Genomic DNA, 25,300 nt, shown 5'->3' with positions numbered 1-25,300 from the left:
AAGTGATCAAACGCAGCCGCTGGCTGCTGTTGAGAAACCGAGACAACCTCAAGGAAGACCAGGCCGTTAAGCTCAAGGAGTTGCTCCAGGCCAATCAGTCACTCCTGACGGTGTACCTGCTGAAAGACCAGCTCAAGGAGCTCTGGTATGCGCCCTCTGAGGACGAGGCGAGGCAGCGCTGGCGCAACTGGTTCAATCTGGCCATCAGTAGCGGCCTCAGACCTGTGCAGCAATTTGCCCGACGGCTTAGAGACTATCGGGAGGGCATTGTCGCCAGTGCCCGCTACCGCCTGAACACGAGCGTACTCGAGGGCATGAATAACAAGATCAAGGTGATCAAACGAATGGCTTACGGATACCGGGACAGCGATTACTTCTTCCTGAAGATCAAAGCCGCTTTTCCCGGTAAAGTGCGATGAACCAAAAATATGCGTCCGCATACTCTCGGCATGAAGAGTCCATAGTTTGAGCGACATGATATGAGAGCTGATACTTTTGGTCCCTACCCGGGGCCTGTCCATTTGAAGTGGAGCAGGCGAGACGGCTCTTTCTAAACCCTCAATCACGTTACTCCCTCAGCCAACCACCGCCATGCGTATCCCCAGCCCAACAAGGCAGGCACCAACGACCTTATCAAGTAAACGCCCGAACGACTGCAGACGCCGCTGCATCCCCCGGGTCGCCATCAAACGACTGAGCAAAGAGAACCAGGCGACGTGCGCCAGTACTATAAACACCCCACAGCCCACCTGAACCGACAGCGCCGTGTCTGACGAAACCACCTGGCTGAACAGGGCAACCCACTCAACCTCCAGCGTATCTCTTGCGCCATTCCCGCGGCGACAGTCCCGTCCAGCCCTTGAAAGCCCGGGTGAAGTTAGCCGGGTTGAGATAGCCCAGGGTTTCGCCGATGCGGCGAATTTCCAGTTCCGGGTCCTGCAACAGCTGACAGCTGTCGCGCCGGCGCGCTTCCTCCAGCAGTTGCTGATAGCTGTAACCCTGTTCGTGCAATCGGCGGCGTAGGGTGCGCGGGGTCAGGTGCAGGGTCTCGGCCAGATCCTCCGGCGATGGATAACCCGCCAGCCCTGGTACCAGGGCCGCGCGGGTGCTGCGCAACGTATTGTCGGCCTCCTCGCTGAGGGCACTTTCCCGTTCACATTGCAGCAGTGCTGCGCTCAGCGCCTCCGGGTCTGCAGTAGGCTGGGGCCGGTCCAGCACGCGGGTGTCACCCAGCAGGGAAAGCCCTGCCCGCGGCATGTTGAAACGTACTTCCGGCAAACGGGACTGCCAGCGTTCAAAGCCGGCCGGTTGGGGGCCACGCAACCAGATCGACACGGTCACCGGCATGCCCGGCAGCAGAAACGCCATGCCACGGTAGACACTGGTCAGCATGGAGCTGAACATCACCTGGTTGATCCGGGCCGGCACGGCGAATTCCGGCATCAGCTCCAGAAACCCGCCGTCATCGCGTTCTTCCACGGATAACAGCGCTCCGCGCCCACGCAGATGCCAGAAACGCTCGAGAATGCGGATGGCTTCCCGGGGTGTACCGGCACACAACAGCGCATATCCCAGACTGCCGTGAGCGGTGAGCGGCATGCGGTCGCCAGTGGCAAACCCCAGCGACTCGTCGCCGGTCAGCACCACTACCGCCGCGGCGATGCACCAGACATCCTGCAGCGACACCTTGCCGCCGGGATCATCCACCCGTTCCGCCGATACCCCCGCCAGCGCCAGCAGATCTTCCCGGGCTACCCCGTAAGCGTTGGCGACATCCAGAAACGCACGGGGATACGTTGACGCCTGAGTGCGCTGGCGCGCCCAGGCCGGCAGAGCGGCCATCTGTTCCTTGGTCTGCGTTAACAGAGTGTTAGCCGTCACTTGGCCACCAATGATAAGTACAATGTCCGTGCAGAATCTCACGCTGACCGGGCATTCACCAGTACCGTAGAGGCCATATTGAGTGACAACCCGTTACCGGGCTTGAGAAAGGAGCACCGATATGAATGCCGTGGTTCCCCCACACCTCAAGAAAACCGCCGATAAACGCCAGGCCGATTCCCCGCGCACCGCGCCCACATCGCCCAAGGTCCACATTCCCAAGGTCCGCCGTCCCGGTTTCGACTTTGCCGACAGTGGCGACAGCGTGCCCCGCTACTGGTGGGACAACGACCCGGTAAAAACCCTGTTGCTGGCGGCCCTGTCCGCCAGCTTCCCGGCGGGGGAGCGCTTCTTCATTGATTCAGTGCGCCACTACCAGGACCGCATCACCGACCCGGAACTGAAAAAGGCCGTGAAAGGCTTTATCGGCCAGGAGGCGCACCACTCCCGGGAGCACGACCTGATGAACGGCTTCCTGCAGGAGCGTGGCGTGAACCTGGCCCGGCTGGACCGGGAAATCCAGGCCTTCATGAACTGGATGCGCAAGAACCTGAGCCCGGAACGCCAGCTGGCCCACACGGTGGCGGTGGAGCACTTCACCGCCCTGATGGCCGAGGAATTCCTGCTCAAGTACGATGCCCTGGACCAGATGGACCCGCGCATGGCCCCCATCTGGGCCTGGCATGCCATCGAGGAATCCGAGCACAAGGCCGTCGCCTTTGACGTTTACAAGGCCATTGGCGGCAGCGAGTTTGTCCGGGTGACGGAGATGATGCAGGTCAGCATCATGTTCCCGCTGTTCAGCACCCTGCACGTGGTGCAATTGATGAAAGAGGACGGCCAACTGGGCAACGTGAAATCCTGGTTGGGCGCCGTGAATTACATGTGGGGCAAACCCGGCGTGTTCCGCAAGTTGCTGCCCTCCTACTTCCGGTTCTACAGCCGCAACTTCCACCCCTGGAACCACGACGCCCGGGATTTAGTGGAAAAGGCCAAGAAGAAGTGGCTGGGTGACTGGGCCTGAAGGACGTTAGCCTGGCGGGAGCCATGGCCCCGCAGGAAGTCGCCGACGTGGCGCTGTTCCTGGCTTCCGATATGGCGCGGTGGATGACCGGCCAGACCTTGGTAGTGGATGGCGGGCAGGTTCTGTCCTGAGTCGCCAAGCCACACAGGACGATCCGGCGCAGAGCCCCGGCCCCTCTTTCGAAGGGGACTCGGGGCCCTGATTCTCGCGGATCAGCCCTTCAAATCCGGGAAATCGGCTTCGGTATAGGCAAAGTCTCCGCGGTCCCCGCTCGCGGCATGGGCGCGCAGCTCAACACGACGGATCTTGCCGGAGATGGTCTTGGGCAACTCCGCGAACTCCAGCTCCCGGATCCGCATATACGGCGCCATGCGCTCGCGGGCGAACGCGAACAGGGCCTTTGCCGCCTCCGGGCCGGGCTCGTAGTCGCGGCGCAACACGACATAGGCTTTGGGCACACTCAGCCGCACCTCATCGGGTGCGGGCACGACCGCCGCCTCGGCTACGGATTCGTGTTCAATGAGGATGGACTCCAGTTCGAAGGGACTGACCCGATAGTCCGAGCTCTTGAACACATCGTCCGCTCGGCCGACGTACCAGTAGTAGCCATCCTCGTCACGGCTGGCCACGTCGCCGGTGCGATAAAAGCCGTCGTGCAGCGCCTTTGCCATGCGTGCCGGGTCGTCGCGGTACTCCTGCATCAAGCCAAGCGGTCGCTGCTGGCGCACATCAATGGCAATCTCACCCTCGTTCTGCTCGTTGTCGTCGGCATCGAGCAGGGCAATCTTGTAGCCGGGCAATGGCCGGCCCATCGAGCCGGACTTCATCTTTTGGGCCGGCGGATTACCGATCTGGGCCGTGGTCTCCGTCTGGCCATAGCCGTCCCGGATTCTCAGTCCCCAGTATTTCTCAACCCGTGCAATGACTTCCGGGTTGAGCGGCTCGCCCGCGCCCACCAGACTCCGGAGCTTGACGTCGTAGGCTGACAAATCCTCCTGAATCAGCATGCGCCAGACCGTGGGCGGTGCGCACAGGGAGGTCACGCCCTTGTCGGCGATCACCTGCAGCGTGGCGGGCGCATCAAAGCGTGGCTGCCGGTAGATAAAGACCGTACAGCCGGCGTCCCACGGCGCGAACAGATTGGACCAGGCATGCTTGGCCCAGCCCGGCGAACTGATGTTGAAGTGGATGTCATCCGGCTGCAGGCCAAGCCAGTACATGGTGGACAACGACCCCACGGGGTAGCTCTGGTGGGTATGCAACACAAGCTTGGGCTGCGACGTTGTGCCCGACGTGAAATAAAGCAGCATCGGGTCCGTAGCGAGGGTCACACCCTCCGGCTGGAATGTGACAGGCGATTGATACGAGGCGTCGTAGCCCATCCAGGATCCGCTTGCCTCACCGGCCACGATACGGGTCAGGCCCTCGGCCACGCCCTCGAATTTCTGGACGTAGTCGTCGGCGGAGAGGATGTGGGTGACACCGCCGCGCGCGAGACGGTCTCCGAGATCCTTTCGCGACAGCAGCGTACTGGCAGGAATGACCACCGCACCCAGCTTGATGGCCGCCAGCATGGTTTCCCAGAGTTCGATGACGTTATCGAGCATGATCAGCAACGTATCGCCCCGACCGAGCCCATTACCGCGCAGGAAATTCGCCACCTGGTTGGAGCGTTGCCGCATCTGCTCGAAACTGTAGCGTTGATCTGTGCCGTCGGCATCCACCAGCCAGAGCGCTATCTTGTCATTGTCTTTCGCGTAATCATCAAACCAGTCCAGTGCCCAGTTAAACTGGTCCAGCTCTGGCCATTTGAAGGTCTCGTAGGCGCGGTCGTAATCTTCGCGCAGGTCCAGCAACTGCTGGCGTGCGGCTTTGAAGGCTTCGGCTGATGGCATCACGTTCTCCTTATCTCGCGGTTGGCGGCCCGGAGATCGGCCACCCTGTTTTTGTTGTCCAGCGATACGACGTTCCTGAACTGGCGCAGTCAACACATCGTCATGACATCATAGACCCACTTTCCATCATTGTTGATGCGAACCGCAATCGGGCGCTGGTGGTGAATGCCGCCTCCAGTAACCGCTTCATGTTTGCCGTGGAGCTCACCACAGGCGAACGCGCCATGATCTCCGGGAAGGGTAAAGGTGCCGGCACCTGCCGGTATAAGGCGCATGGAGGCCAGCAACCCGAGCCCACGCATGGCCCACAAAAAAGCCCTCAACGCACAGCGTGAGGGCCAAAGTATTCCCGAGTCAGACTCATTGCTACCGGGCAGCCGCTACCGGGGGCCTGCCCCATCCTCAAAAAAGATAAGCCGCGCCGGCTCCGCCTGCGGAATTATCGCTCTGGTCGTCATTCACGCCCCTCGCGGCGCTGCTTTCACTGTACGCGCCTACCGCCAGCGTGGTGCCATCCGAATTCAGGCTGACCGCCCTGCCAAAGGAATCCCCCGCATCCGTATTGCTCGCCTTCAGGTAAACCTGCTGCGACCAGGTGCCCGCTTCTCGGGTAAAGACGTACACGGCGCCAGCATAGTAGGCCGAGTTGTCGTTCTGGTCGTTATCGACGCCCGTCGCGACGCTGGCCTCTTGATTCGCCCCGACCGCCAGTGTGTCGCCATCCGCACTCAAACTGATCGCATCGCCAAATTCGTCATCGGCGTCCGTATTACTCGCCTTCAGGTAGGCCTGCTGGGTCCATGTGTCGCCATCACGGATAAAGACGTACACGGCGCCCGATGAGTCAGCGGAATTGTCGCTCTCATCAGCATTCACACCGGTCGTGCCGCCTTCTTCCCAATTCGCACCAACTGCCAGCGTGTTGCCATCCGCACTCACGCTAACCACCGTGCCAAAGTAATCATAGGTGTCCGCATTGCTGGCCTTGAGATAAGCCTGTTGCGACCAGGTATCGGCGTCGCGGACAAACACATATACGGCGCCGGCCCGCTCGGCCGAGTTGTCGCTCTGATCGGCGTTCACGCCTCGATCAGCGCTGGCCTCCTGCTCCGCTCCGACCGCCAGCGTATTGCCATCCGCACTCAGACTGACAGCCGCGCCGAAGGCATCATGGGCATCCATGTTGCTGGGCTTGAGGTAGGCCTGCTGAGACCAGTTGTCAGCGTCGCGGACAAACACATACGCGGCCCCCGCTTCGACGGCCGAGTTGTCACTCTCATCCGCGTTCACACCGCGATCGGCACTGCGCTCATGAAAGGCCCCGACCGCCAGCGTGGCGCCATCAGCACTCAGGCTGACCGAGTTGCCAAAGGCATCGGAGGCATCCGCATTACTGGCTTTCAGGTAAGCCTGCTGGGACCAGGTGCCGGATTCCCGGGTAAACACGTAGACAGCACCGGCACCATCGGCCGAGTTGTCGTCCTGATCCTGATTCACGCCCTGCGCGGCGCTGGCCTCACCCATCGCGCTAACCGCCAGTGTGGCGCCATCCGCACTCAAACTGACCGCGTAGCCAAAGCCATCACCGGCGTCCGTATTCGAGGCCTTCAGATAGGCTTGCTGCGACCAGGTGCCGGCTTCGCGCGCAAACACATACACGGCACCGGAGTTATCGGCCGAGTTGTCGTCCTGATCCTGATTCACGCCTTTCGCCGCGCTGCCCTCAAAATAGGCGCCAACCGCCAGCGTGGTGCCATCCGCGCTCAAACTGACCGCAACGCCAAAGAGATCACCGGCATCGGTATTGCTCGCCTTGACGTAGCCAATCCCCGACACCAGGTGACCACTGACCGACAGCGTGTCCGAATCCACACATCCCCCGGCATTGCAGGCCTGCAGGATGTACTGCGCATTGACCCGGGCATACAGCGGCACCGTCAGCCCCAACGTCTCCGCGCCTGGCTCGATCGCCTCACCCACCTGCGTAAACCCGGACATGCCGTCCGGATTTTCCAGCAACCGGTACTCCGTCGCACCCGCCACATCCGCCCAGTCAAACCGGAACGTCTTGACCGACTCGATGCTCAAACTCACGGTCGGTGCAGCCTGCGGGGTCGACGTGGACGCATCCGACGAGCCGCCCGATCCACCACCGCCACACGCACTCAATACCGCGGCCAACAACACCACGCAAAAACCCCTGAACCACGTTTGCGACAACAACATTCTCGAGTATTCCCTGACAGCATTCGTTATTCCGCCAAACATAACGATGTCCGGAACACGTCGGTACCCGACAGATGTTGGGGTTCAGGTGGAATTCAGCAGGAGGGAGGGACTGGCGGGGACAACGACGAAGTGACGCCTTTGGTGAAAAATAAATCCGCACCAGTTCTGCAGTCTTGGCCCCTGGTCAGCGAGCCCTGCTACGCCTGCCCGCAGTTGTCGTACTCAAGACGATTCCTCTCGATCCTTTCCTGATGTGTGATCGTCCATTCGGCCAGTTGCCGCAAGTGTTCGGCCAAGGAATAGCCGAGTGGAGTGAGGGAGTATTCGACCCCGGGTGGCGAGCCTGTAAGAACGACTCGATCCAGGAGGCCATCACGCTCCAGGGATTTAAGCGTTCTCGTCAGCATCTGTTGCGAGATGCCATTGACCTTCCGCACGATCTCGTTAAAGCGTTGCGGGCCGGTATGAAGGGTCGCCACCACTTGAACGGTCCATCTCTTGCCGACCCGGCTGAGCATTTCTTTTATACCGTTGCATTCAGCACTCGCTTTTGAGGCAGTCATATTCATAGGACTTACTCCTAAATATATGCTTTGACGGGATTTATGGCTCTCCATACCTTTGAGTTTCCCACTCACGAAGCGTCCTCAAACTGAACCGATGGGGACGACGACCATGATATGGAGACCACGATGATTCTTTATTACTTCCCGGGCGCCTGCAGCCTTGCCGATCATATGGCACTTATCGAAGCGGGCCTGGACTACACGCTGATCAGCATCACCCCTGAGAAACAAACCGAAGACCACCGTGATTTTCTGTCAATCAACCCCAAAGGCTACATCCCGGCACTTGAGCTCGACGATGGAGAAATACTCACGGAGAATATGGTTATCCTTCAATATATTGCGGAGATCAGCGGCAAGCTGCTTCCCCAAACAAACCTCTTAAGATGGCGAACGTTGGAAGCACTGGCTTTTATGTCTTCCGAAATCCATGGCAGCTATGCCCCCTTCTTCAGGAACTTTCCGGAAATTGAAAAAGAACGGGCTCGAGAAAAGCTGGCAAAAGCGTTCTCCCTGCTAGACCACCAACTGGGCGATAAAAACTATCTCATAGGCGAGCAGCTTACGATTGCCGATTTCTACTTGTTCTGGAGCCTGATGGCGTCTTCGAGAACAGGGCTCGAACTCTCGCAAGGGCTGCAACGCTATTATTCACGTATGAAGCGTTTGCCCTCCGTAGCCCGTGCACTTGATGAAGAAGGTCTAAGCTGAATAACCGCTGGTCCGGGTTTCCCACAGAGACCACATCAGACGTGATGACGCCTCACGTACCCGACCACGAGAATGTGATCGTCACGGGAACCGTCTGGCATGTCATCACGAAGAACGGTCAACTTTTCACCGCACCGATGGTCGACCTCAAAGACCGCCCCAACACCCCCTAGACGGCAGGGATCTGGGAATGATGGCTTCGCCGGGGTTTGTTCCATCCAGGACGCCGGGGCAGAGGCCCCGGCGTCCTGGATGTCCCCCGCCAAACGGGGGAATCCGGTTCGATCGACTACCTGGAATCACGGTTGCCATAATTGATGGGCACCCAATCGTAGCCTTCCCGCGCTTTACGAATGTGGCCAACACCCGGAAAGGGCATGTGGGGCACGGCGACCAATTCAGATTGCCTGGCGAAAGTTGAGAACGCTTTGGAGCGCACGGCAATGGCCTTATCCGGATCGACATCGTAGGCAATAGTCACCGAGGGATCCGGCAACTGCACCGCGGCCACGTGAATGATGTCGCCAATGAATGTCACGCTCTGCCCTTTGCTCTCCAACCTGAAGAACGCGCTGCCCGGGGTATGCCCCGGATGCAAAGCAGCGGTGACCCCGGGAAGGATTTCGGTGCTCTTGTCAAAGGCATCAATTTTCCCGGCATCAACATAGGGCGTCATGATCTGGATAGCCTGGTTGAAGTAGTGCATGTCATAGCCGGATCGCTCCGCGTTCTTGCGATCCAGAAAGAAGTCCATATCCGGCTTGCCGACATGAACGGTCGCGTTACGAAAGACCATCTGACCCTCTCGGGTGAGTCCGCCCATGTGATCGGAATGGACATGAGTGAGCAGGACATCCGTCACGTCATCGGCCTTGAATCCCGCGGAATGCAGGCTATCAATCAGGTTGCCTCCGAAACCGGGGCCGAACAGCTCACCGGAACCGGTATCCACAAGAGCAAGTCTGTCGCCGATCTCCAGCAGGAATGCATTGATTGACACTTCGACCGGGTTGGTCTGGTACGCATACGCCAGTCGTGAATCAATCTCGTCATCGGAGATACCATGCAGGAGCTTGTGAAGGTCCTGGGGCACCGAGCCATCGGACAATGCCGTGACGCGAACATCACCGATTTTGAAAGCGTAGGTGTCGACACCTTGGCGTTGCTGCGTTATTCCCGGCGAAAATGGTTCCGCCGCAAAAACCGACCCGGTTGCAAAAAGGCCCAACACCAATGTGAGAAGCATGAACGAACGTACAGCCATTTTTCCGTTTCCTGATTTGGGTGCATGTCAGCAACCGATCATAGAGACGACTGAGCTTGCTGAGAAAACAACCCGCGTTATACCTTGCATCACCTGGATTGATAGCCTCAGGACGGCCCTGTCATGGCCACAAACGGAGAGAGCATCGACATGCCCGATCGCCTGAATGAAATGGATATTGGCCTGCTGAAAGCGTTCGAAGCCCTGATGGAGGAACGCAATGTCAGCCACGCCGCAGAAAGGCTCAGTATCACTCAGCCGGCTCTTTCCGGACGGCTGACCCGTCTGCGCAGGCTCTTCGGTGATCAGCTGTTTGTCCCGGTGGCTGGCCGTGGTGTGGTGCCGACGCCTCGCGCCGAGGAGCTGGGGAGAACGCTGCCCCAACTGCTGAGCGATCTGCGCGATTTCGTTGGCCATGCTCCAACGTTCAACCCCGCTGAAAGCAACCGCGAATTTGTCATCGCCGGCTATGACAACCCGGCGATCATGCTGGGGCCGGACCTGGTCCCCGCTTTAACCCGCACGGCGCCCAACATCCGGATGACGTTCGTGCTGCCCGATCCAGAGACCATGGCGCAGAAGCTCGACCGGGGCGAGATCGACCTGGTCATCGGTTCGCCTGGAATGGCGGATGAAGGGCTGATCGCTCGAAAGCTGTTTACAGATCGGTTCGTCACCGCCCAGCGCCGCCATCACCCTCGAGGCACTCACCCGATCTCGCTGGACGAGTTCTGCCGCTGCGAACACGTCGTGGTGTCAAACAGCGGCCATGGCTATGCGGGTAGTGTGGATCGCTCCCTTGACGAACTGGGTCGCTCCCGACGAGTCAGCCTTTCCGTACAGAGCTACGCGCTCGCTCCCGCGATCATCGCCAACAGCGATCACCTCTGTACGTTGCCCAGCCGGTTTCTACGCCGTTTCGAGTCAACGCTGGATTTGTTTACGCCGCCGCTCGAGATGGAAGCCATTGAGCTTTACGCGTTATGGCACCCACGCATGAAGGACGACCCGGCTCACCAATGGTTTCGTCATCAGGTTCTGGACATCGCGCAGGGGTAAGAAGCCAATCGTCACTCGATGATTGGCTTCTTACCAAAAACCGTCTCTACACACCCGGTGGGCGTGTGCCCGCCATCGTTGGCATGACTTCGCGCATCAGGTCGATAAAGGTGCGCAGCCGGGCCGGGTAATAGGCGGCGTAGGGGTACAGCAGATAAATGGGCAGCGGATGCGCACACCACTGGGGCTGGATACGGACAAGGCGCCCGGCCTCCAGGTCTTCCTGCACAATCCATGTCGACACGATTGCGACCCCCAAGCCTTCGAGCGCACTCTGGCGCAGGGCATAGAGGCTGTCGGTACTGACCCGGGGCCGGATATTGAGTTGCTGTGAGCGGTCAGCCCGCCGATCGACCAGGGTCACCTCGTTGCGGTAATAGGTGCTCAAGGCAACCCAGGGAAGCCGTTCCAGATCCCGCACCTGTTCTATGGGCGGGGATTGCTCGAGCAACCCCGGCGCCGCAACCACAATACGCGGCACCTCCGCCAGCAGAACCGCGATCACCGAAGGGTCCGTCACGCTGCCCACATGGATCGCGCAGTCGATGTTGTCGGCGATAAAATCGGGCGAATGATCGTTCAGCATCCAGTCGATGGACACCCCGGGATAGCGCTGCAGGTAACGGCTCAGTGGCCGGATCATCTGATCCTGGCCAAACGCATGGGGAGCGCGCACCCGCAGGCGCCCCATCGGTTCCTCTCCCGCACCCCGCAGGCCGTCTTCAAGCTCGGACCACTGCTCGATCAGCGTTCTCGCGTGGGCATAGCAGCGCTCGCCATCGTCGGTCAGCTTCCGGCCGTGGGTACTGCGCAGGATCAGCTCGGTTCCCAGCAGTTTCTCCAGGGTCTTCAGGCGGCGGCTGATGGTGGGCTGGGTCGTGCCGAGCTGCCGGGCAGCCGCCGAGAGACTGCCGCTATCGACGATCCGCACGAATGTCCGCATCAGCTCTATACGGTCTATTGTCAGGCTATTCAGTTGGCTCATACGCCAAGTGTATAACAGTCTTTCCCGTCAGCCGTCTACCGGCAAGGCAGCGCATCGGTGACACTTCACCTCACCCGAACAGCCACCTGACCGGTGGCACACCAGACCATCGAACCAACGATGATCTCCTGACAGGAAACAGGCCGTATGCCCGTCGATAACAGACACACCGACGACACAGAGTCGCAGCCACTCCCATCGCATTATTTTCTGTTGATGGCGCTGATATTCGCCATCAACATGGCGGGCACCACCGTGCCGGCGCCGCTGTATCCGCTCTACCAGGAAGCCTTCGGCTTCAGCAATCTCACCGTCTCGATCATCTTTGCCACCTACGCCGTGGGGGTTCTGGGCGCACTGGTGACCACCGGCCCCTGGTCGGACCAGGTCGGGCGCCGTCCGGTACTCTTCGCCGGCCTGATCGCGTCCGCCCTGAGCGCCCTGCTGTTCCTGTACCAGGGCTCGCTCCCGATCCTGCTGCTGGCCCGCTTGCTGTCGGGCATCTCTGCGGGCCTGTTCACCGCGACGGCGACCATAGCGGTGATCGAGCTGGCGCCCCTGCAACAACGCGGCCGGGCAACACTGGCCGCCGGCGTCGCGAATATGGGCGGCCTGGGAATGGGGCCATTGCTCTCGGGCCTGCTTTCCCAATATGCGTTTTGGCCGCTTCACCTCCCCTACCTGCTGCACCTGGCCCTGATCCTGGTCGCCGCAGTGCTGCTGTGGCGGCTGCCCGAAACCGTGACACCGCCGCCCCGGTTGCAACTGCGTCGGCAGCCCCTGGGATTGCCGCCGGAAGTTCGCCCACTGTTCTTGCCGGCCGCCGTGGGCTGCTTTGCCGGCTTCGCGGTACTCGGCCTGTTTACCTCGCTGGCTCCGGCGGTCATGGGTCAGGTTCTGGGCCTGACCAATCGGGCCGGTATCGGCGTGGTGGTTTTCACCGTCTTTGCCGCCTCCCTCGCCGGCCAGACGGTGCAGCGTCGCATACCGGACTCGATGCGCCTGCCCCTGGCCTGCGTGGCACTGCTCATCGGTGTCGGGCTGCTCGGGCTGTCGATTGCCTGCAGCGCCCTGCTGGCACTGATCGCGGCCGCGCTGATTGCCGGTGCCGGCCAGGGCGCCATTTTTGCTGCCAGTATCGCGGCGTTGGCCGGCGCCAGCCCGTCCGGGAAAAAGGCGGAGGTGACCTCGCTCCTGTTCGTGATTGCCTACATTGCCATCTCGGTACCGATCGTGAGTCTCGGGCTCGCCGTCGAGGCATTTGGATTGCGGGACGCCGGCATCGCCTTTACGGCGGCCATCATGGTGTTGATTGCCTTCGCCCTGCTCGCCCTGTGGCGTCTTCGACGCCGGGCGCCATCCCCCGCTTGATGCACCTTTCCAGACCAGAGGCTTTTACCCATGACTGAACAGATTCAGCAAAACGCGCACGCCACAGCCCCCTTGCCTGCGTTTGACCCCGGTTCTTTCTGGAACCGCTTCAGCCGCAACTACGCCGTTCTGGATGATATCCGCTTGCACTATGTCGAAGGCGGTGCGGGCGACCCCATCCTGCTGATCGCCGGTTGGCCGCAGAGCTGGTACACCTGGCGCCATGTCATGGAAAGGCTGGCGACAAGCGGCCACCGGGTGATTGCCGTCGACCCGCGGGGCATCGGCGACTCGGACAAACCACTCGGCGGCTATGACCTGGCAACGGTCGCCCACGACCTGCACCGGTTTGCCGGGCACCTGGGACTGACCGACAACGGCGCCCTGAATGTGGCCGGACACGATATCGGCGCCTGGATCGCCTACGCCTGGGCCGCGGACTGGCCGGACGATATCCGCCGACTGGCGCTCTACGATGCAGCCCTGCCCGGCATCAGCCCGGCCGGCCCCGGCGGCATTCCCGATGAGACCACCAATGTGCGGACCTGGCACTTCGGCTTCAACCGGCTGGACGACCTCCCGGAACTGTTGATCCGTGGGCGCGAGCGGCCCTATCTCGACTGGCTGTTCAGAACCAAGGCACGCAACCCCGCCGCCATCACCCCGGAGGACCTGGATGAATACACGCGCCTATTCAGCGCGCCGGGCGCCATGCGGGCCGCGTTTGCCTACTACCGCACCCTGTTCAATGCCGGGGGACTCGAACAGAACCGACAGCGCGCCGACAAAAAGCTGGCCATGCCGGTAATGGCCTGGGGTGCAGACGGCGGTGTTGGAAACCGGCTCTACACTACGATGCGGGATATCGCCGACCGGGTTGAGGGCGGCGTGATCGAGCAGTGCGGGCACTTCCCGCCGGAAGAGGCCCCCGACACGGTCGCCAGCCAACTGGCAGGCTTTTTCGGAATTGACGACTGGCAGTCACACACTCCGTGAGCCCTTCCAAAAGGAGGGGCTTTTGTCTGTTTCTGATACCGCAATAAATATGCGTTCTGACACCTTTATCATTTGCGCGGATTCTGGATTCTAATGTAGCGGAACTAGGCGTCAGACTAGTCAATTAATATGCGGTCTGACGACATTCATTATCTACATCATCAACTTTACGGAGAAGGTGCTGAAACTCGCTATCACTCATATTTGAAGTGACGAGCGGGGAAGTCTCATGCTCTGAATCGTAAGCGGCGGTCGTGGGATCAAACGGTCTTCTTGAGGCCAGAAACAGAGACTCCGGAAGTGGAAGCGCTGTATTCATGTAGCACTTGATGATCTCCCAAACCTCCAAATAGGCACGGGCCGACGTATTGCTCACGAATGTCGCCAAATTCACGACATGGTCATAGGGATAATCTTCATTTCGATAAGCCATATGTAAACTTCTCACCCACCCAGTTCGGCCACCGAAATACTCTTGTTTAAAATAGCAGTTAAAATCAATGAATCGATGACAAAAAACCTCTTCACCGCTCTCATATAAAGTAACCAGTCCCGTTCGCCGATTCAGCGCGAATTTCTTAGTGCCACCATGATCATGATAGTGTTTCTTGAAAATTAATGAATGAAAAACCCCTCCTCCGCTCAGAAGAAAGAAAATGGCATAACCGATAACGTTAATGTCATCCACATCGAGATAAAATAAATGCAGGACGATGATCGGCCAACCCAAAACAATAATCGGCCAACATACGAATAGTACTCCAGTCATCTTCCCTTGGAAGGAAGAAGGTGAGAAATATGCGAGCTCCTCCTCATCCCACTTCACGCCCTTAAAGTTGGACAATCCACTGATATACTTTCGCCATTTGCTTGGCCTAACATCACCACTACGAAAAAACAACAAAGCAGATCTAGAGCTAGGCCGGCACTCGAAATCAAGAATTTCCAATCTCGCTGCTTCCGACTTAAGGCGATGACTGGCACGCCTCTGAAACCCGTTAGCCTGTAACTGGCTCTGTTTTTTGTCGTCAATTCTGACGACAACATCAACCATGACGATGGCGGCAATTAGCACGTAGAGCGCCGAAAATAGCGGGTCTTCAATCATCACAGAAAGCCTCAGACCTGAACCGAACGCAGCCATACCAAAGAGGATGATGCTGGCAACCAGTGCAGCGATTAGAAGAATCATGAGAAGCGTTTTGGTAACCCGCCAGGCTTTACCCGGAACCGGCAAACGTTCTTCGTGAGGAGGCCTAACTGCAAATTCACAACTGAAAGGTCTATCGCCGCACCAAGCTGTGCTTGCATATGTCTGCATCGAACGATCCTTGTTCTGGAAAACTAATAATTTGGAATTTTACAAATTTAGAAGGGCACAAGCTCATCCATAAATTTTCTTGGTCATGGTACCTGAAGTCTATGTCCATACCCTCCAAAAATTCAGGCAAATTCTCGCTGCTAATTCGTAAATCATTCTCCGCCGATGCACAGGCGCTCTTTTAGTTGGGGCCTGCGCTTCCCTGCATGATGACTTCGCCCTGGCGCCAGAGGCGCCACTCACCGGGCCGGTAGATGTCCCAGATCTCATCCGTGGTCAGGGGCTCGGTCACAATCACACTGACCACGTCGTCAGGGGTGGTTTCCGACTCGAAATCGACGATGACATCGGCGTCTTTCAGTCGCGCGGGGCCGAAGGGCGCGCGGCGGGTGATGCTCGCCATCTTGGTGCTGCAGAACGTAAAGAGCCAGTCCCCGTTGCTGAGCAGGAGGTTGAACACCCCCTGACGGGCATAACCCCGGGCCCGTTCCACCAGCCGGCCGACAATCACCTCGGTGGCGGTGTCACGGTCGCAGTCGCGTCGAAGGTCATTCAGAATATCGCAGAACAGCGCTTCACTGTCGGTGCTGCCGACCGGCTCGTAGTAACCCGGCGCCGGTCGGAAGCCCGTAATCTGGCCATTATGGGCACAAACCCAGTACCGCCCCCAGAGTTCGCGGATAAACGGGTGCGTGTTGGCGAGACAGATCTCCCCCACATTGGCCTGGCGGATGTGGCAAATGGCCACCTCACTCTTGATCGGGCTGGTCTGGACCACCTCGGCGATGCGGGAATTGGCACTGGCATCCACATCGTGGAAGGCCCGAACGCCCTTCCCTTCGTAAAAGGCCACACCCCAGCCGTCCTTGTGGGGACCGGTGGCCCCGCCACGACGGGTCAGGCCGGTGAAACTGAAACACAGGTCGGTGGGGGTGTTGGCGCTCATGGCCAGCAGTTCGCACATGGCTCGACGTCGTCCCTGGCGGGGAATGGTTGATGCCTCAAGGGTACCGGATTTAGCGGGCCCGGCCAGCCCGAATTTGCCCGGGCGGCGGCGAGGTGTTTCCAGCCGGGCCGCCCACGCCGTTGGGTTGTGCGCGCTTGCCGGGGTACGGGCCACGATCAGCCATGTAGAACAGAGAATGGGCGTTGCGCTCGTCGGCGGGCCTCTGAGCAATACCAAAGGTGGCGGCAACGAAAATAGATCTGTCCCGGTTATCCGTTAACTGTTCTTATTTGCGGCAATTATCAAAGCAGCGAGCGCAGCTCCTCCCAAGAGCAGGAGGCCGGTATTGTCTTTCTCCGGAGATCCTCTCTTCGGTTTATCATAGGAAACTTGGAAGTTTTGACTCTTCATCTCCAAGACAGTTTTGTCGGCCATTTGGAGGACATCAGAAGGTGAACAGTTCAACGCAGCTGCCGCCCTAGCCAACTGGTCAACCGTCAATGCACTGCCTCCCTTTTCTATACGTGACCAAGCTGGCTGCCCCACCCCCACAGCAGCCGCTAAATCGCCCTGACCAATTGCTCGTTCGGACCTAAGTTTCCCAATTACTGCGCCGACCACAGCCGCGTATGTAGATCCTGCTTGCACGTAACCTCCAATTGATACACAATCGACCTAACCTCACAGGCATCTTTGCCTGTGAGGCATTTTTATAAAATTGGCGCGTATTAACTTAATAGGCATATTTTACAGCAAAAAAGGTAAAAAAACATGACTCAAAATTCGCACAAACCGGGCTCTATCATCGCCGTTCGACATTCAACCTACACACACTACGGTATCGTGTCGGATAGGTATGACGAGACTGGTGCACCGATGGTTATTGACAACTCCGCTGCGAAGGGTTTAGTCCAAGAACGCACTTGGAATGAAGCAGTTGGAAACAAGCCGGTATCCAGAGCTTCTTTCCAATCAATGCTGCCCCCCGAAATCATTGTTCTCAGAGCACGGCAACACATCGGCAAGTTGAAGTACTGTTTGTTCAGCTCAAACTGTGAAGCATTTGCTCGTCGAGTAGCTGGATTGGAGCCCAAGAGCCATCAAATTGCGGCCTGCGGCATCACTGCTCCAACCGCTGCTTACTTTACGTATAAAGCCACCGACGGGAACTGGTTCTGGACACTGGTCGCCGCGACTGCGGCCGTTGCAGCAACGACCTATGCCGTTGGTAAGTAACCTCGGGGTCTGGCCATCAATTAAGCCTCAACAGTTCAGAACTTTGAGGCTTTTATCCTCCTAGAAGCAGGAGAAACCTCATTTCGCGGTTTTACATCCTTTTCACTGAACAGCTCAAAACCCAAGCAAACGCTCAAATGCCGTACTAGGCTACACACTAGGAAGGTATCAATAACAAAAAGGAGCGCGCTGTGTCTGACCGTCCCGAATTCCTAGCAAGCGGTGAACCCGCCCGTCTCATCCCCATCGTTGCTGATAGTGCAAGAGAACAAAAATCTGCATCCGTGCTGCTGGCGGGCATGCGAGCCGTCTACGAACTCCGGCAAGCTCTACTGAAGTCGATTGGCATTCGAGTTGGGTCTCGGGCAACGCTGGAGGCGTGGACCGAAGTCGTCTTCGAGAGCGCTGACAAAAAAGCGCCCAAACCTAAAGATCGACCCGACGGGCTTCTGATTCTCAGAACCGGCAAGAAGGAATGGCGAGCGCTCATTGAGGCGAAGATCGGGAACGAGTCCGTTACTGAAGAGCAAATATCTCGATATCTTCAGCAGGCGAAGGCTCACAAAATCGACGCCGTTATTACCATCACCAACCAGTTCTCTGCCCTGCCAACGCATCACCCGGTCTCATTACCGAAGAACGCCACGAAATCGGTCAGTCTGTTCCACTGGTCCTGGGCCTTTGTGAGAACCCAATGCGCCCTGCTCCTGAAAAACGATGGCGTTGAAGACGAGGATCAGATTTTCATCCTCAACGAAATCCAGCGTTACTTCGAGAGCGATCGCTCCGGCATCAGCCACTTCGATCAAATGAATGCAGAGTGGAAGGACGTGGTCAACAAGGTCAAAAGCAACGCCTCGCTGGCCAAAACGAGCGACGAAGTACAAAACACCATCGCGGCCTGGCATCAGGAGCAGCGTGATTTGTGCCTAATCATGTCTCGACTTACCGGTAGCGATGTCTCGCTAAAACTGAAGAACGATCACCGCCTTGATCCTGCAAAGCGCGTTAAAGATGACGCAGAAGCTTTCAGCAAAGCCCCCTCTCTCCAATGTGCACTCAGCATCATCAACACCGCTGCGGATCTCGAAGTGACCGCCGATCTCCAACGGCGGATGATCTATTGCTCCATGCGACTCGCCGCCCCTAAAGACAAACAGAGTACAAAAGCGAGAGCTAACTGGCTGCTGCGCCAGCTCAAGAAGACCAATGCGGCTGGATTCTTCATTAGGGCAACTCGCCCAGGGAAAGCCGAAGCCACATACCAGCCGTTAAAGGATCTTCGAGAAGCCCCAGAACTCATCGAATCCGAAACATCAAACACCACCGCCACAACATTCGAAGTGGTGTATGAGGTCGACTTGGCAGGGAAGTTCAGTGGGCGAAAGGTATTCGTTGAAGAGCTTGAGAAGGCGGTGCCGCATTTCTATCAAGAAGCCGGCCAGTGGTTGAAGGCCTGGACACCGCCGCCTCCGAAGATCGAAAAGAGGCAGTCTGCTAAAGAGCAAGATGAGGAAAATTATGAATCGGAAGCAGCAGAGTGAAGCTCTGCTGCTTCAATGATCAGTGGCGGAAAAACGATCAGACTCGGTTTTCTGTCTACGAGGCTATGGAGTCAGAGTTGATCACTAACTATGCACTCTGACCCCGCCGCCATCATTTTTTCGGGGGGGGGTTACCCCCATTTACCGCCCAATTCTTTTTCTCGACTTGCCAGGCCTGATTATGGTAGTTACACTCTTCTGAAAACTAGGGGTAACTAATGCAGACATCAAAGACTATTTATTTCTCCGATTACCCATCCTCCGGAAAGACCAAATCTGGCCTGACAGTTCCTTTCTCTCAAGAAGACAGGCAGCTTTTTGATTTTGTGAAACCGCTTAGCAGCCACACTGTTCGACGCCTCATTGGACACGATCAGTATGTGGATATTGAGTTAGCCGCGGCCAAAGCGAACCGACATGTGACGGCATATGTCCGCGACCTCCTCCGTAAACGAGCCCTTTTGGAACCGAAGAAGGATGATGCATTCTTCCAAATTCAATCAACATTCCGCGGTGGGCGCGGGAGTCCGCTTCACGAATGGTACCCATACTTAGAAGGGTACTCTCCAGAGTTTGTTTCGAAAATCATAGAAACCTTCTCTCCAGATGCCCGAGATATTCTTGATCCATTTTGTGGTTCAGGCACAACAGCACTGGTCGCTGCAATGCGCGGCGGAGTTGGGTATTACTCAGAGGTCAATCCCGCCTGTCAGTATGTGATTGAAGCCAAAGCTCTTGCTCTAACTCTCAGTACAAAAGAGCGCCATCGCATTGCCTCTCGACTTCACGAAATCGCCGAAAATGCAAGACTCATAATAAGCAGAACTAAGTCCGACGAGAGTTTGCGCGTTGTATTTTCGACAGCCTTTGGAGACCGCCCTTACTTTTCTGAAGAATCCTATGAAGCTGTTTTGCAGGCAAGAAGCCTTGCCGATCGATTTGAAAAAGATGACCCAGTCTTGGGCCGTTTTTTTGTCGTCGGCGTGTTGCGCTGCTTAGTACCGTGCTCATTCTTAGTTCGCCGAGGCGATCTACGTTTTATGAATGACAAGGAGCTTTCGAAAGGAATACCGAGTTTTTTTGAAGAGCTCTCATCTAGCCTAAACCTTATTGCTAGCGATCTAATCGATGCGATTGCTGCTCCCGGCCGCACACAGTTTGTAGCAGATGACGCGCGCTCAATCCATACGGCATTGTCGACAAAAGTTGATGCCATAATCACGTCGCCGCCCTACCTCAATGGTACTAACTACTTCCGCAACACAAAGATCGAACTTTGGTTCCTACGCCATCTCGCCACTAAAGCTGATCTACGTAAGTACCGTGATGCAGCAATCACAAGTGGAATCAATGATGTCACCAAAGGCAAGCTCATCGAAGCACGAAAAATCGAAGCGCGATTCCACTCGCCCTTGCTCGAACAAACAGTAAACACGTTAAATGAAGTTGCTTACGACTCGCGCATCCCTGCAATGGTCGAGAACTATTTTTATGACATGCATGATGTACTCTCGAATCTACCAAAGCTTCTTAAAGAAGGGGGAATCATAGCAATTGATTTGGGCGACTCTGTCTACAGTGGTGTTCACGTTCCAACACAAAACATACTCGCCGAAATGTTAGAGGGCACTCGCTTCAAGCTGAACGAAACAATAACTCTAAGAGAACGTCAATCGCGCGACGGGCGACCTTTAAGCCAAACATTGCAAGTATTTAAATATGAGACTGCTTCCCAGTCAATTAACCCTGCTCTATCCGACACCTCAGCTCGGTTCGACGGTTGGAAGAAATTTAAGACAACGCTTCCTCATCAACAAGGCTTGATGGCTCGTCGAAACTGGGGGCATTCCTGGCATTCGATGTGCTCTTACCAAGGGAAGCTCAAGCCTGCGATCGCACGCTCACTTATTGACGCTCTGATGCCTGAAAGTGGAGGAAGAGTACTAGATACCTTTTCCGGTGTAGGAACAATTCCGTTCGAAGCTAGATTGCGTGGACATACAGCTTTTGGCTTCGACATCAGTCCCGCTGCTGTTGCTATATCTCGCGCCAAGCTAGAGAAAATTAACTGGGAAAGCGTCGAACTCCTTCTCGATAAGTTGGAATCGCTGATCGAAAGTGAAAAAAATAAAAAACGCTCAACAAGAAACATTGAGGCGATCCGCTTCAACGGAGCGCTTGAATCGTATTTTCACGAGGATACTCTTCAAGAGATTCTTATTGCCCGCGACTATTTCCTTCAAAACAAGCCCAAGTCAGGCTCATCCGCTATAGTGTTCGCTTCTATGCTGCATATTCTTCATGGCAATCGCCCCTATGCACTTAGCCGACGTTCACACCCAATTACACCATTTTCTCCTACGGGCGAAGCGGAATATCGCAGCTTAATTGAACGCCTCCGCCAAAAAGTAAACCGCTGCATATCTGCGGCGGAAGATATACCCACAACGTATGGTGAATCATTCTATCAGGACGTGACAAAAGTCTGGCCAGATTCCGTCGACGAGCTCGATGCGATTATTACTTCACCTCCATTCTTCGATAGTACCCGCTTTCACACAGCAAACTGGATGCGACTCTGGTTTTCCGGTTGGGAGGCAGAAGATTTTCTAACTCGCCCTGCGGATTTCGTTGACGAACGTCAAAAGAAAAGCTTTGCGATATATGAAAACATATTTAGGCAAGCGCAACAGCGTCTCAAGCGTGGTGGCTTGTTTGCGATTCATGTTGGGAAAAGCACTAAATGCGATATGGCTGCAGCACTTCAACAAATTGGCGAACGCTTTCTGCATTTTGAGGATTGGTTTTCAGAAAGCGTTGAACATTGTGAAAGCCACGGAATCCGTGACAAGGGGACAGTTACACATCACCAATACTTGCTATTTGAAAAAACTTAATTAGCATCTCATTTAAAGCTTGCCAAAATATGGGTACAGTCTGGAGATACCCCCCCATCTTCAGACTTCCCCACTCAACACCCTTAACCATTCAACTCGAGAAATTGAGTATGTAGCTTCTTGGCGCTCGACGATCTTTAGGCTGCTAATCGGGTTCATAATTATCGAAAGATTTGGATCCTCAGATTCCAAGTTCTCAACCAATGCTAAGGCAAAGTTCTCACCATGCTCAATTGCAGCTTGATATTCAACAGAGGTCAAATTCACTGAACCAAGATCTCCTACGCTACTTTTAACTTCTATCACCATCGCCTTATCCTCTTTTCTCGCCCATAGATCGAAACCGAAACCCCGACGATTTGTATAAAACGCCACAGTCCAACCTTGCGAGCGAAAGACCTTTGCCACAAAACTTTCTGCATCAGACCCATCATTACTTGCTGGCGCGGCGGGAGGAACAAGTAAATGTTCTGAGCTAGCGGGATCGGGGATCCTGATCTTTGAAACTCCAGAACGAGTACTAATCAAGAAATCGTCAGCCCAACGGGAAGTTAGAAAAAGATGAGTCCTATTTCGAACCATGCTTGTGCCAAGAGAGAAAAGCGAAAATGTATGTAGCGCTACATCGCGCCAATTGTAATATGCCTTGTCTCCCGGAATTCTATCCCGAACCAATTCATGCAAGGTCTGCTGTTGTTCCTCGGATAATTCTCGATATTGAGAAATAGCTCTGGAGGCCCAATTAACTTCAGACATCCTTTTAATTCTCGATACGAAGAAATCGAACTCGTTGCGGTCAATATATCCATCTGTCCGTTCTAGAACTCGCTTTGTAGCTTCATAGATCTGGACGTCGAATTCACTATATTGCTCAACTCGACTAGTCGGTGACCATGGTTCAACGGCGAAGCGAATCTCTGTGAGTGCTTCCTCCAAAACCTCAGCTGGATCATCTGCTAAAGCGAGAGCCCTTCCTCTTTCAGTTAGAGAAATAACTTGCCAACTTTGGCCGTTCTCGCGTCGCAAAAGACGAAGTGGCTTATCCATCACCAACAGATGATGGCGGCGAAGCTGCTGACCAGGGTTATCATTATCGGTTTCTATAATGGTCGCTAACTGCTGATAATCCCGTTCGTCAAATTCTATGGGATTCCCCATGCTACGATACTCTATATATTCAGCTATCGCCTTTAACCAAGACGATGAGACATGTACTCGAGTTATAGCAAACCAGCCACGGTCTCCTCGGTCGAATTCATCAAATCGTTGAACCAATTTATTCCTTAAAACGTCCAAACTCATATTTAAACCCTCTTTTCTATAGTGCTCGAATTTGATTATTTAATGAATGAAGTTATTGAAATTCTGCGAAAAACCGGAACAGAACTATGTCTTAACTGTCATCAGAAAACATCAAGTTGATAACGTCGTTGAACTGACTTAAGGCCAAAATACCCTGCACGGGACTGAGTTTCCGCCCGCACCCTATGATTAATACATTCCACCAAGCGCCGCTCTGACCGCCATTTTCCGAGTCCCTCCACCTCCACGTACTGACGCGAAAATGCACGCTCAGCAGCAACCCCCGCTTGGCAAGCACTGCTTATTACTTTCGGCAACTCCGAATATGTCGCTTCCGAGGGCTGGGAAGCCTGAATGGGCTTGATTATCCAACGACTCCGCGATGGTCTTTTCCTTTGAACCAACCTGTCCTCAGGAGTGACTCCACCGAAGTCCGTCGTGCCATTCTTCTGTGTTACGAGACGCTGAACATGCCTCAAATGTTCGCGATAAGTCTTCAACGAAGACGCCAATCGGCCAGAAGCAATCGTCTCCAATACGCTTTTAACCTGTTCCGCCGTCAGTATCCAATCCGGATATGATTTGATGAAACGCAAATACCCACCGCCCCGCGTCACATTTGCAGGCATCTTCGTCTTAAACGTCGCATCCCCCACAAACACCACCACCGAATGCACCTGCGCATCGCCCAGCCCCAGCAGTGCCTGGATCGTTTTCACATGCTTGTAGTTCTGATGCAGCGGGTTCTGAAATTTCTGCGAATGCTTGTAGATCTTCTGCGTCCAGTACCGCTGTTTGGCACTGCCGAAGATCCACCCTTTCATGTTCTTGGTTTCCACCACGAACACGCCGTAGGGCGAGACGATGATGTGATCGATCTGGGTGGTGCCGTCTTCGGTGGGCAGGGTGACGTTGCGGATCAGGTGGTAGGTGTTCTTGTCGAGAAACAGGCGTGCCGAGAGGTTAACCAGGCTTTCGCCGACCCAGCCTTTGAACTGTGGCGACTTAATAATACCGCCGAGGATGGCCAGCGGGATGAGGTACCAGAGGGCGTGGATTAACGGTTGTAAGACGGGAGCAAAGTCCATTTTTTTATCCTCAGACAGTGGGCACTCCGTGCCTCGTCTGTTTCACCCTAAAACACCTTTGGCGCTCACGTCTTAAAAATGATGTGAAACAAGGTTGGGAGCTAATTGAATGATTCTGGAAGGGTAGCTTATTGCTGCAGGTTTTGTGAGGAACGAGTTCCGGGGAATTGATTTGGGGCAAAAAGAATGGGTGCGAGTTGGGTAGCTCGCGCCCTTTTACTTGGGGATTCATGGGCAGGCTGGCGCCTGCTCCCCCTCTCTCCAAACCTCCGCTCCGCGCCCCGGCCCATTGCCTGAGGCAATGGGCGTTCCGGCGGACGAAGCGGTGCTTCGTGTCTATCCGCCTCCACCCCACAAGGGGAGAGAGGCTTTTTAGGCTAACCTCAAGCTACCAGGAAGGCTCCAGTTGCTGCCAGGGCTGCGCCAATTGCTTGTGACACACGGTTGTCGGTCTTCATCAGCAATGCACCAAGGCCACGACCTGCAAACGCAATCGCCAGCGTCGCGATGCCAAAGCCCGCCATGTAAGCCAGGAAATGCGACCCGGCCGGCATTTCAGCCGCGTGTGCGAAGCCGTGGAACACCATAAACGCCGCCACCAGCGATCCACCCACAGCCGTTGGCAGCTTCGCCAGTGTGGCGATCAGTACGCCCGCCAGCATGACGGACAGCGCGATGCCGGTTTCGACGCCGGGGATGTTCAGGCCTGCGAAGGCCAGTCCCGCACCCAGGAACATGCCGCCGATCATGAACAGCGGCGTGCCGCGTTTCATCCAGCCGCTCTGGCGCATGCTCCAGAAGCCGATGGCGGCCATGGCCAGCAGGTGGTCGAGGCCCAGCATGGGGTGCAGCAGGCCGCTGGTGAAGCCGCCCTGGCCGTGGCCCGGGTGGGCGGAAGCGGCGGTGGCGGTCAGCATGAGGCCGGCGGTGAGCAGGGTTTTGGTGAGTCGTGTCATGGTTATCTCCGTTTAACTGCAATCCAATT

Annotated in this window: 23 protein-coding genes; 11 read left to right on the top strand and 12 right to left on the bottom strand. The window is 56.2% G+C overall.

What is annotated here, in order from left to right:
* On the top strand, positions 1-419 hold a 419-nt coding region (locus EB809_RS12345; RefSeq protein WP_148079181.1), incomplete at its 5' end, for a transposase.
* Positions 420-804: 385 nt separating this feature from the next.
* Here EB809_RS12345 and EB809_RS12335 read toward each other — a convergent pair.
* The gene (locus EB809_RS12335; protein WP_223807946.1) at positions 805-1,881 is read right to left on the bottom strand and encodes an AraC family transcriptional regulator; all 1,077 of its coding nucleotides are present in this window, start codon (positions 1,879-1,881) and stop codon (positions 805-807) included.
* 121 nt (positions 1,882-2,002) lie between these two features.
* On the opposite strand from EB809_RS12335, the gene EB809_RS12330 reads away from it, so the two are divergent.
* Positions 2,003-2,905 (top strand): metal-dependent hydrolase, encoded by a 903-nt coding sequence (locus EB809_RS12330; RefSeq protein ID WP_123635120.1) that lies wholly within the window; start codon positions 2,003-2,005, stop codon positions 2,903-2,905.
* A 23-nt stretch (positions 2,906-2,928) separates the two neighbouring features.
* Positions 2,929-3,036 carry an SDR family oxidoreductase gene (locus tag EB809_RS12325; protein ID WP_223807945.1) on the top strand — a complete coding sequence of 36 codons (108 nt, stop codon included), beginning with the start codon at positions 2,929-2,931 and terminating at the stop codon, positions 3,034-3,036.
* An 81-nt stretch (positions 3,037-3,117) separates the two neighbouring features.
* Here EB809_RS12325 and EB809_RS12320 read toward each other — a convergent pair whose 3' ends face one another.
* Positions 3,118-4,800: an AMP-binding protein gene (locus EB809_RS12320; RefSeq protein WP_123635119.1), complete on the bottom strand. Its 1,683-nt coding sequence runs from the start codon at positions 4,798-4,800 to the stop codon at positions 3,118-3,120.
* On the opposite strand from EB809_RS12320, the gene EB809_RS12315 reads away from it, so the two are divergent.
* On the top strand, positions 4,794-5,135 hold the full coding sequence (locus EB809_RS12315) for a hypothetical protein (RefSeq protein WP_123635118.1): 342 nt from the start codon (positions 4,794-4,796) through the stop codon (positions 5,133-5,135). The two genes, EB809_RS12320 and EB809_RS12315, sit on opposite strands and share 7 nt — an antisense overlap.
* A gap of 67 nt (positions 5,136-5,202) precedes the next feature.
* Here EB809_RS12315 and EB809_RS12310 read toward each other — a convergent pair whose 3' ends face one another.
* Both EB809_RS12310 and EB809_RS12305 read right to left on the bottom strand, forming a co-directional pair.
* Positions 5,203-6,894, bottom strand: coding sequence for an FG-GAP repeat protein (locus tag EB809_RS12310; RefSeq protein ID WP_223807944.1), 1,692 nt, complete (start codon positions 6,892-6,894; stop codon positions 5,203-5,205).
* A 332-nt stretch (positions 6,895-7,226) separates the two neighbouring features.
* The gene (locus EB809_RS12305; RefSeq protein ID WP_123635116.1) at positions 7,227-7,598 is read right to left on the bottom strand and encodes a winged helix-turn-helix transcriptional regulator; all 372 of its coding nucleotides are present in this window, start codon (positions 7,596-7,598) and stop codon (positions 7,227-7,229) included.
* Positions 7,599-7,721: 123 nt separating this feature from the next.
* Here EB809_RS12305 and EB809_RS12300 point away from each other — a divergent pair, with 123 nt between their 5' ends.
* Complete coding sequence (locus EB809_RS12300; protein WP_123635115.1) at positions 7,722-8,306, top strand: glutathione binding-like protein; 585 nt, start codon at positions 7,722-7,724, stop codon at positions 8,304-8,306.
* A 289-nt stretch (positions 8,307-8,595) separates the two neighbouring features.
* On the opposite strand, the gene EB809_RS12295 is transcribed toward EB809_RS12300, so the two are convergent.
* Positions 8,596-9,570 (bottom strand): MBL fold metallo-hydrolase, encoded by a 975-nt coding sequence (locus EB809_RS12295; RefSeq protein WP_123635114.1) that lies wholly within the window; start codon positions 9,568-9,570, stop codon positions 8,596-8,598.
* Between the two features lie 150 nt (positions 9,571-9,720).
* On the opposite strand from EB809_RS12295, the gene EB809_RS12290 reads away from it, so the two are divergent.
* A complete protein-coding gene (locus EB809_RS12290; protein ID WP_223807942.1) occupies positions 9,721-10,629 on the top strand; it encodes a LysR family transcriptional regulator in 909 nt (302 codons plus the stop codon).
* A 46-nt stretch (positions 10,630-10,675) separates the two neighbouring features.
* Here EB809_RS12290 and EB809_RS12285 read toward each other — a convergent pair whose 3' ends face one another.
* Entirely contained in the window at positions 10,676-11,572 is an 897-nt protein-coding gene (locus EB809_RS12285; RefSeq protein WP_223807941.1) for a LysR family transcriptional regulator, read from the bottom strand.
* A 189-nt stretch (positions 11,573-11,761) separates the two neighbouring features.
* Here EB809_RS12285 and EB809_RS12280 point away from each other — a divergent pair, with 189 nt between their 5' ends.
* Together EB809_RS12280 and EB809_RS12275 are read left to right on the top strand one after the other, a co-directional pair.
* Positions 11,762-12,985, top strand: coding sequence for an MFS transporter (locus tag EB809_RS12280; RefSeq protein WP_223807940.1), 1,224 nt, complete (start codon positions 11,762-11,764; stop codon positions 12,983-12,985).
* A gap of 30 nt (positions 12,986-13,015) precedes the next feature.
* Entirely contained in the window at positions 13,016-13,981 is a 966-nt protein-coding gene (locus EB809_RS12275; RefSeq protein ID WP_123635112.1) for an alpha/beta fold hydrolase, read from the top strand.
* Positions 13,982-14,105: 124 nt separating this feature from the next.
* On the opposite strand, the gene EB809_RS12270 is transcribed toward EB809_RS12275, so the two are convergent.
* From EB809_RS12270 to EB809_RS21285, 3 genes are all read right to left on the bottom strand, one after another.
* Positions 14,106-15,302, bottom strand: coding sequence for a hypothetical protein (locus EB809_RS12270; protein WP_123635111.1), 1,197 nt, complete (start codon positions 15,300-15,302; stop codon positions 14,106-14,108).
* A gap of 181 nt (positions 15,303-15,483) precedes the next feature.
* Entirely contained in the window at positions 15,484-16,266 is a 783-nt protein-coding gene (locus EB809_RS12265) for a class II glutamine amidotransferase (protein WP_123635110.1), read from the bottom strand.
* A 258-nt stretch (positions 16,267-16,524) separates the two neighbouring features.
* Positions 16,525-16,869 carry a helix-turn-helix domain-containing protein gene (locus tag EB809_RS21285; RefSeq protein WP_223807948.1) on the bottom strand — a complete coding sequence of 115 codons (345 nt, stop codon included), beginning with the start codon at positions 16,867-16,869 and terminating at the stop codon, positions 16,525-16,527.
* A gap of 150 nt (positions 16,870-17,019) precedes the next feature.
* On the opposite strand from EB809_RS21285, the gene EB809_RS12255 reads away from it, so the two are divergent.
* The 3 genes from EB809_RS12255 to EB809_RS12245 all read left to right on the top strand — a co-directional run bounded on the left by EB809_RS12255 (position 17,020) and on the right by EB809_RS12245 (position 21,925).
* Positions 17,020-17,484, top strand: a complete 465-nt coding sequence (locus tag EB809_RS12255) for a lecithin retinol acyltransferase family protein (protein WP_123635109.1) — start codon at positions 17,020-17,022, stop codon at positions 17,482-17,484.
* A 191-nt stretch (positions 17,485-17,675) separates the two neighbouring features.
* A complete protein-coding gene (locus tag EB809_RS12250; protein ID WP_223807939.1) occupies positions 17,676-19,028 on the top strand; it encodes a hypothetical protein in 1,353 nt (450 codons plus the stop codon).
* A 218-nt stretch (positions 19,029-19,246) separates the two neighbouring features.
* Positions 19,247-21,925, top strand: coding sequence for a DNA methyltransferase (locus tag EB809_RS12245; protein ID WP_123635108.1), 2,679 nt, complete (start codon positions 19,247-19,249; stop codon positions 21,923-21,925).
* A gap of 60 nt (positions 21,926-21,985) precedes the next feature.
* On the opposite strand, the gene EB809_RS12240 is transcribed toward EB809_RS12245, so the two are convergent.
* The 3 genes from EB809_RS12240 to EB809_RS12230 form a co-directional block, all read right to left on the bottom strand.
* The gene (locus EB809_RS12240; RefSeq protein ID WP_123635107.1) at positions 21,986-23,227 is read right to left on the bottom strand and encodes a protein NO VEIN domain-containing protein; all 1,242 of its coding nucleotides are present in this window, start codon (positions 23,225-23,227) and stop codon (positions 21,986-21,988) included.
* Positions 23,228-23,328: 101 nt separating this feature from the next.
* Positions 23,329-24,315: a nuclease-related domain-containing protein gene (locus tag EB809_RS12235; protein WP_223807938.1), complete on the bottom strand. Its 987-nt coding sequence runs from the start codon at positions 24,313-24,315 to the stop codon at positions 23,329-23,331.
* A 383-nt stretch (positions 24,316-24,698) separates the two neighbouring features.
* Positions 24,699-25,271 carry a HupE/UreJ family protein gene (locus tag EB809_RS12230; RefSeq protein WP_123635106.1) on the bottom strand — a complete coding sequence of 191 codons (573 nt, stop codon included), beginning with the start codon at positions 25,269-25,271 and terminating at the stop codon, positions 24,699-24,701.
* Between the last annotated feature and the right edge of the window lie 29 nt (positions 25,272-25,300).

Source organism: Marinobacter sp. R17, from assembly GCF_003789045.1.
In the GTDB taxonomy this organism is placed as follows: Bacteria; Pseudomonadota; Gammaproteobacteria; order Pseudomonadales; family Oleiphilaceae; genus Marinobacter_A; species Marinobacter_A mangrovi.
Note: the sequence above shows the minus strand (reverse complement) of the source record. Positions and strands in the feature narration are given on the sequence as shown.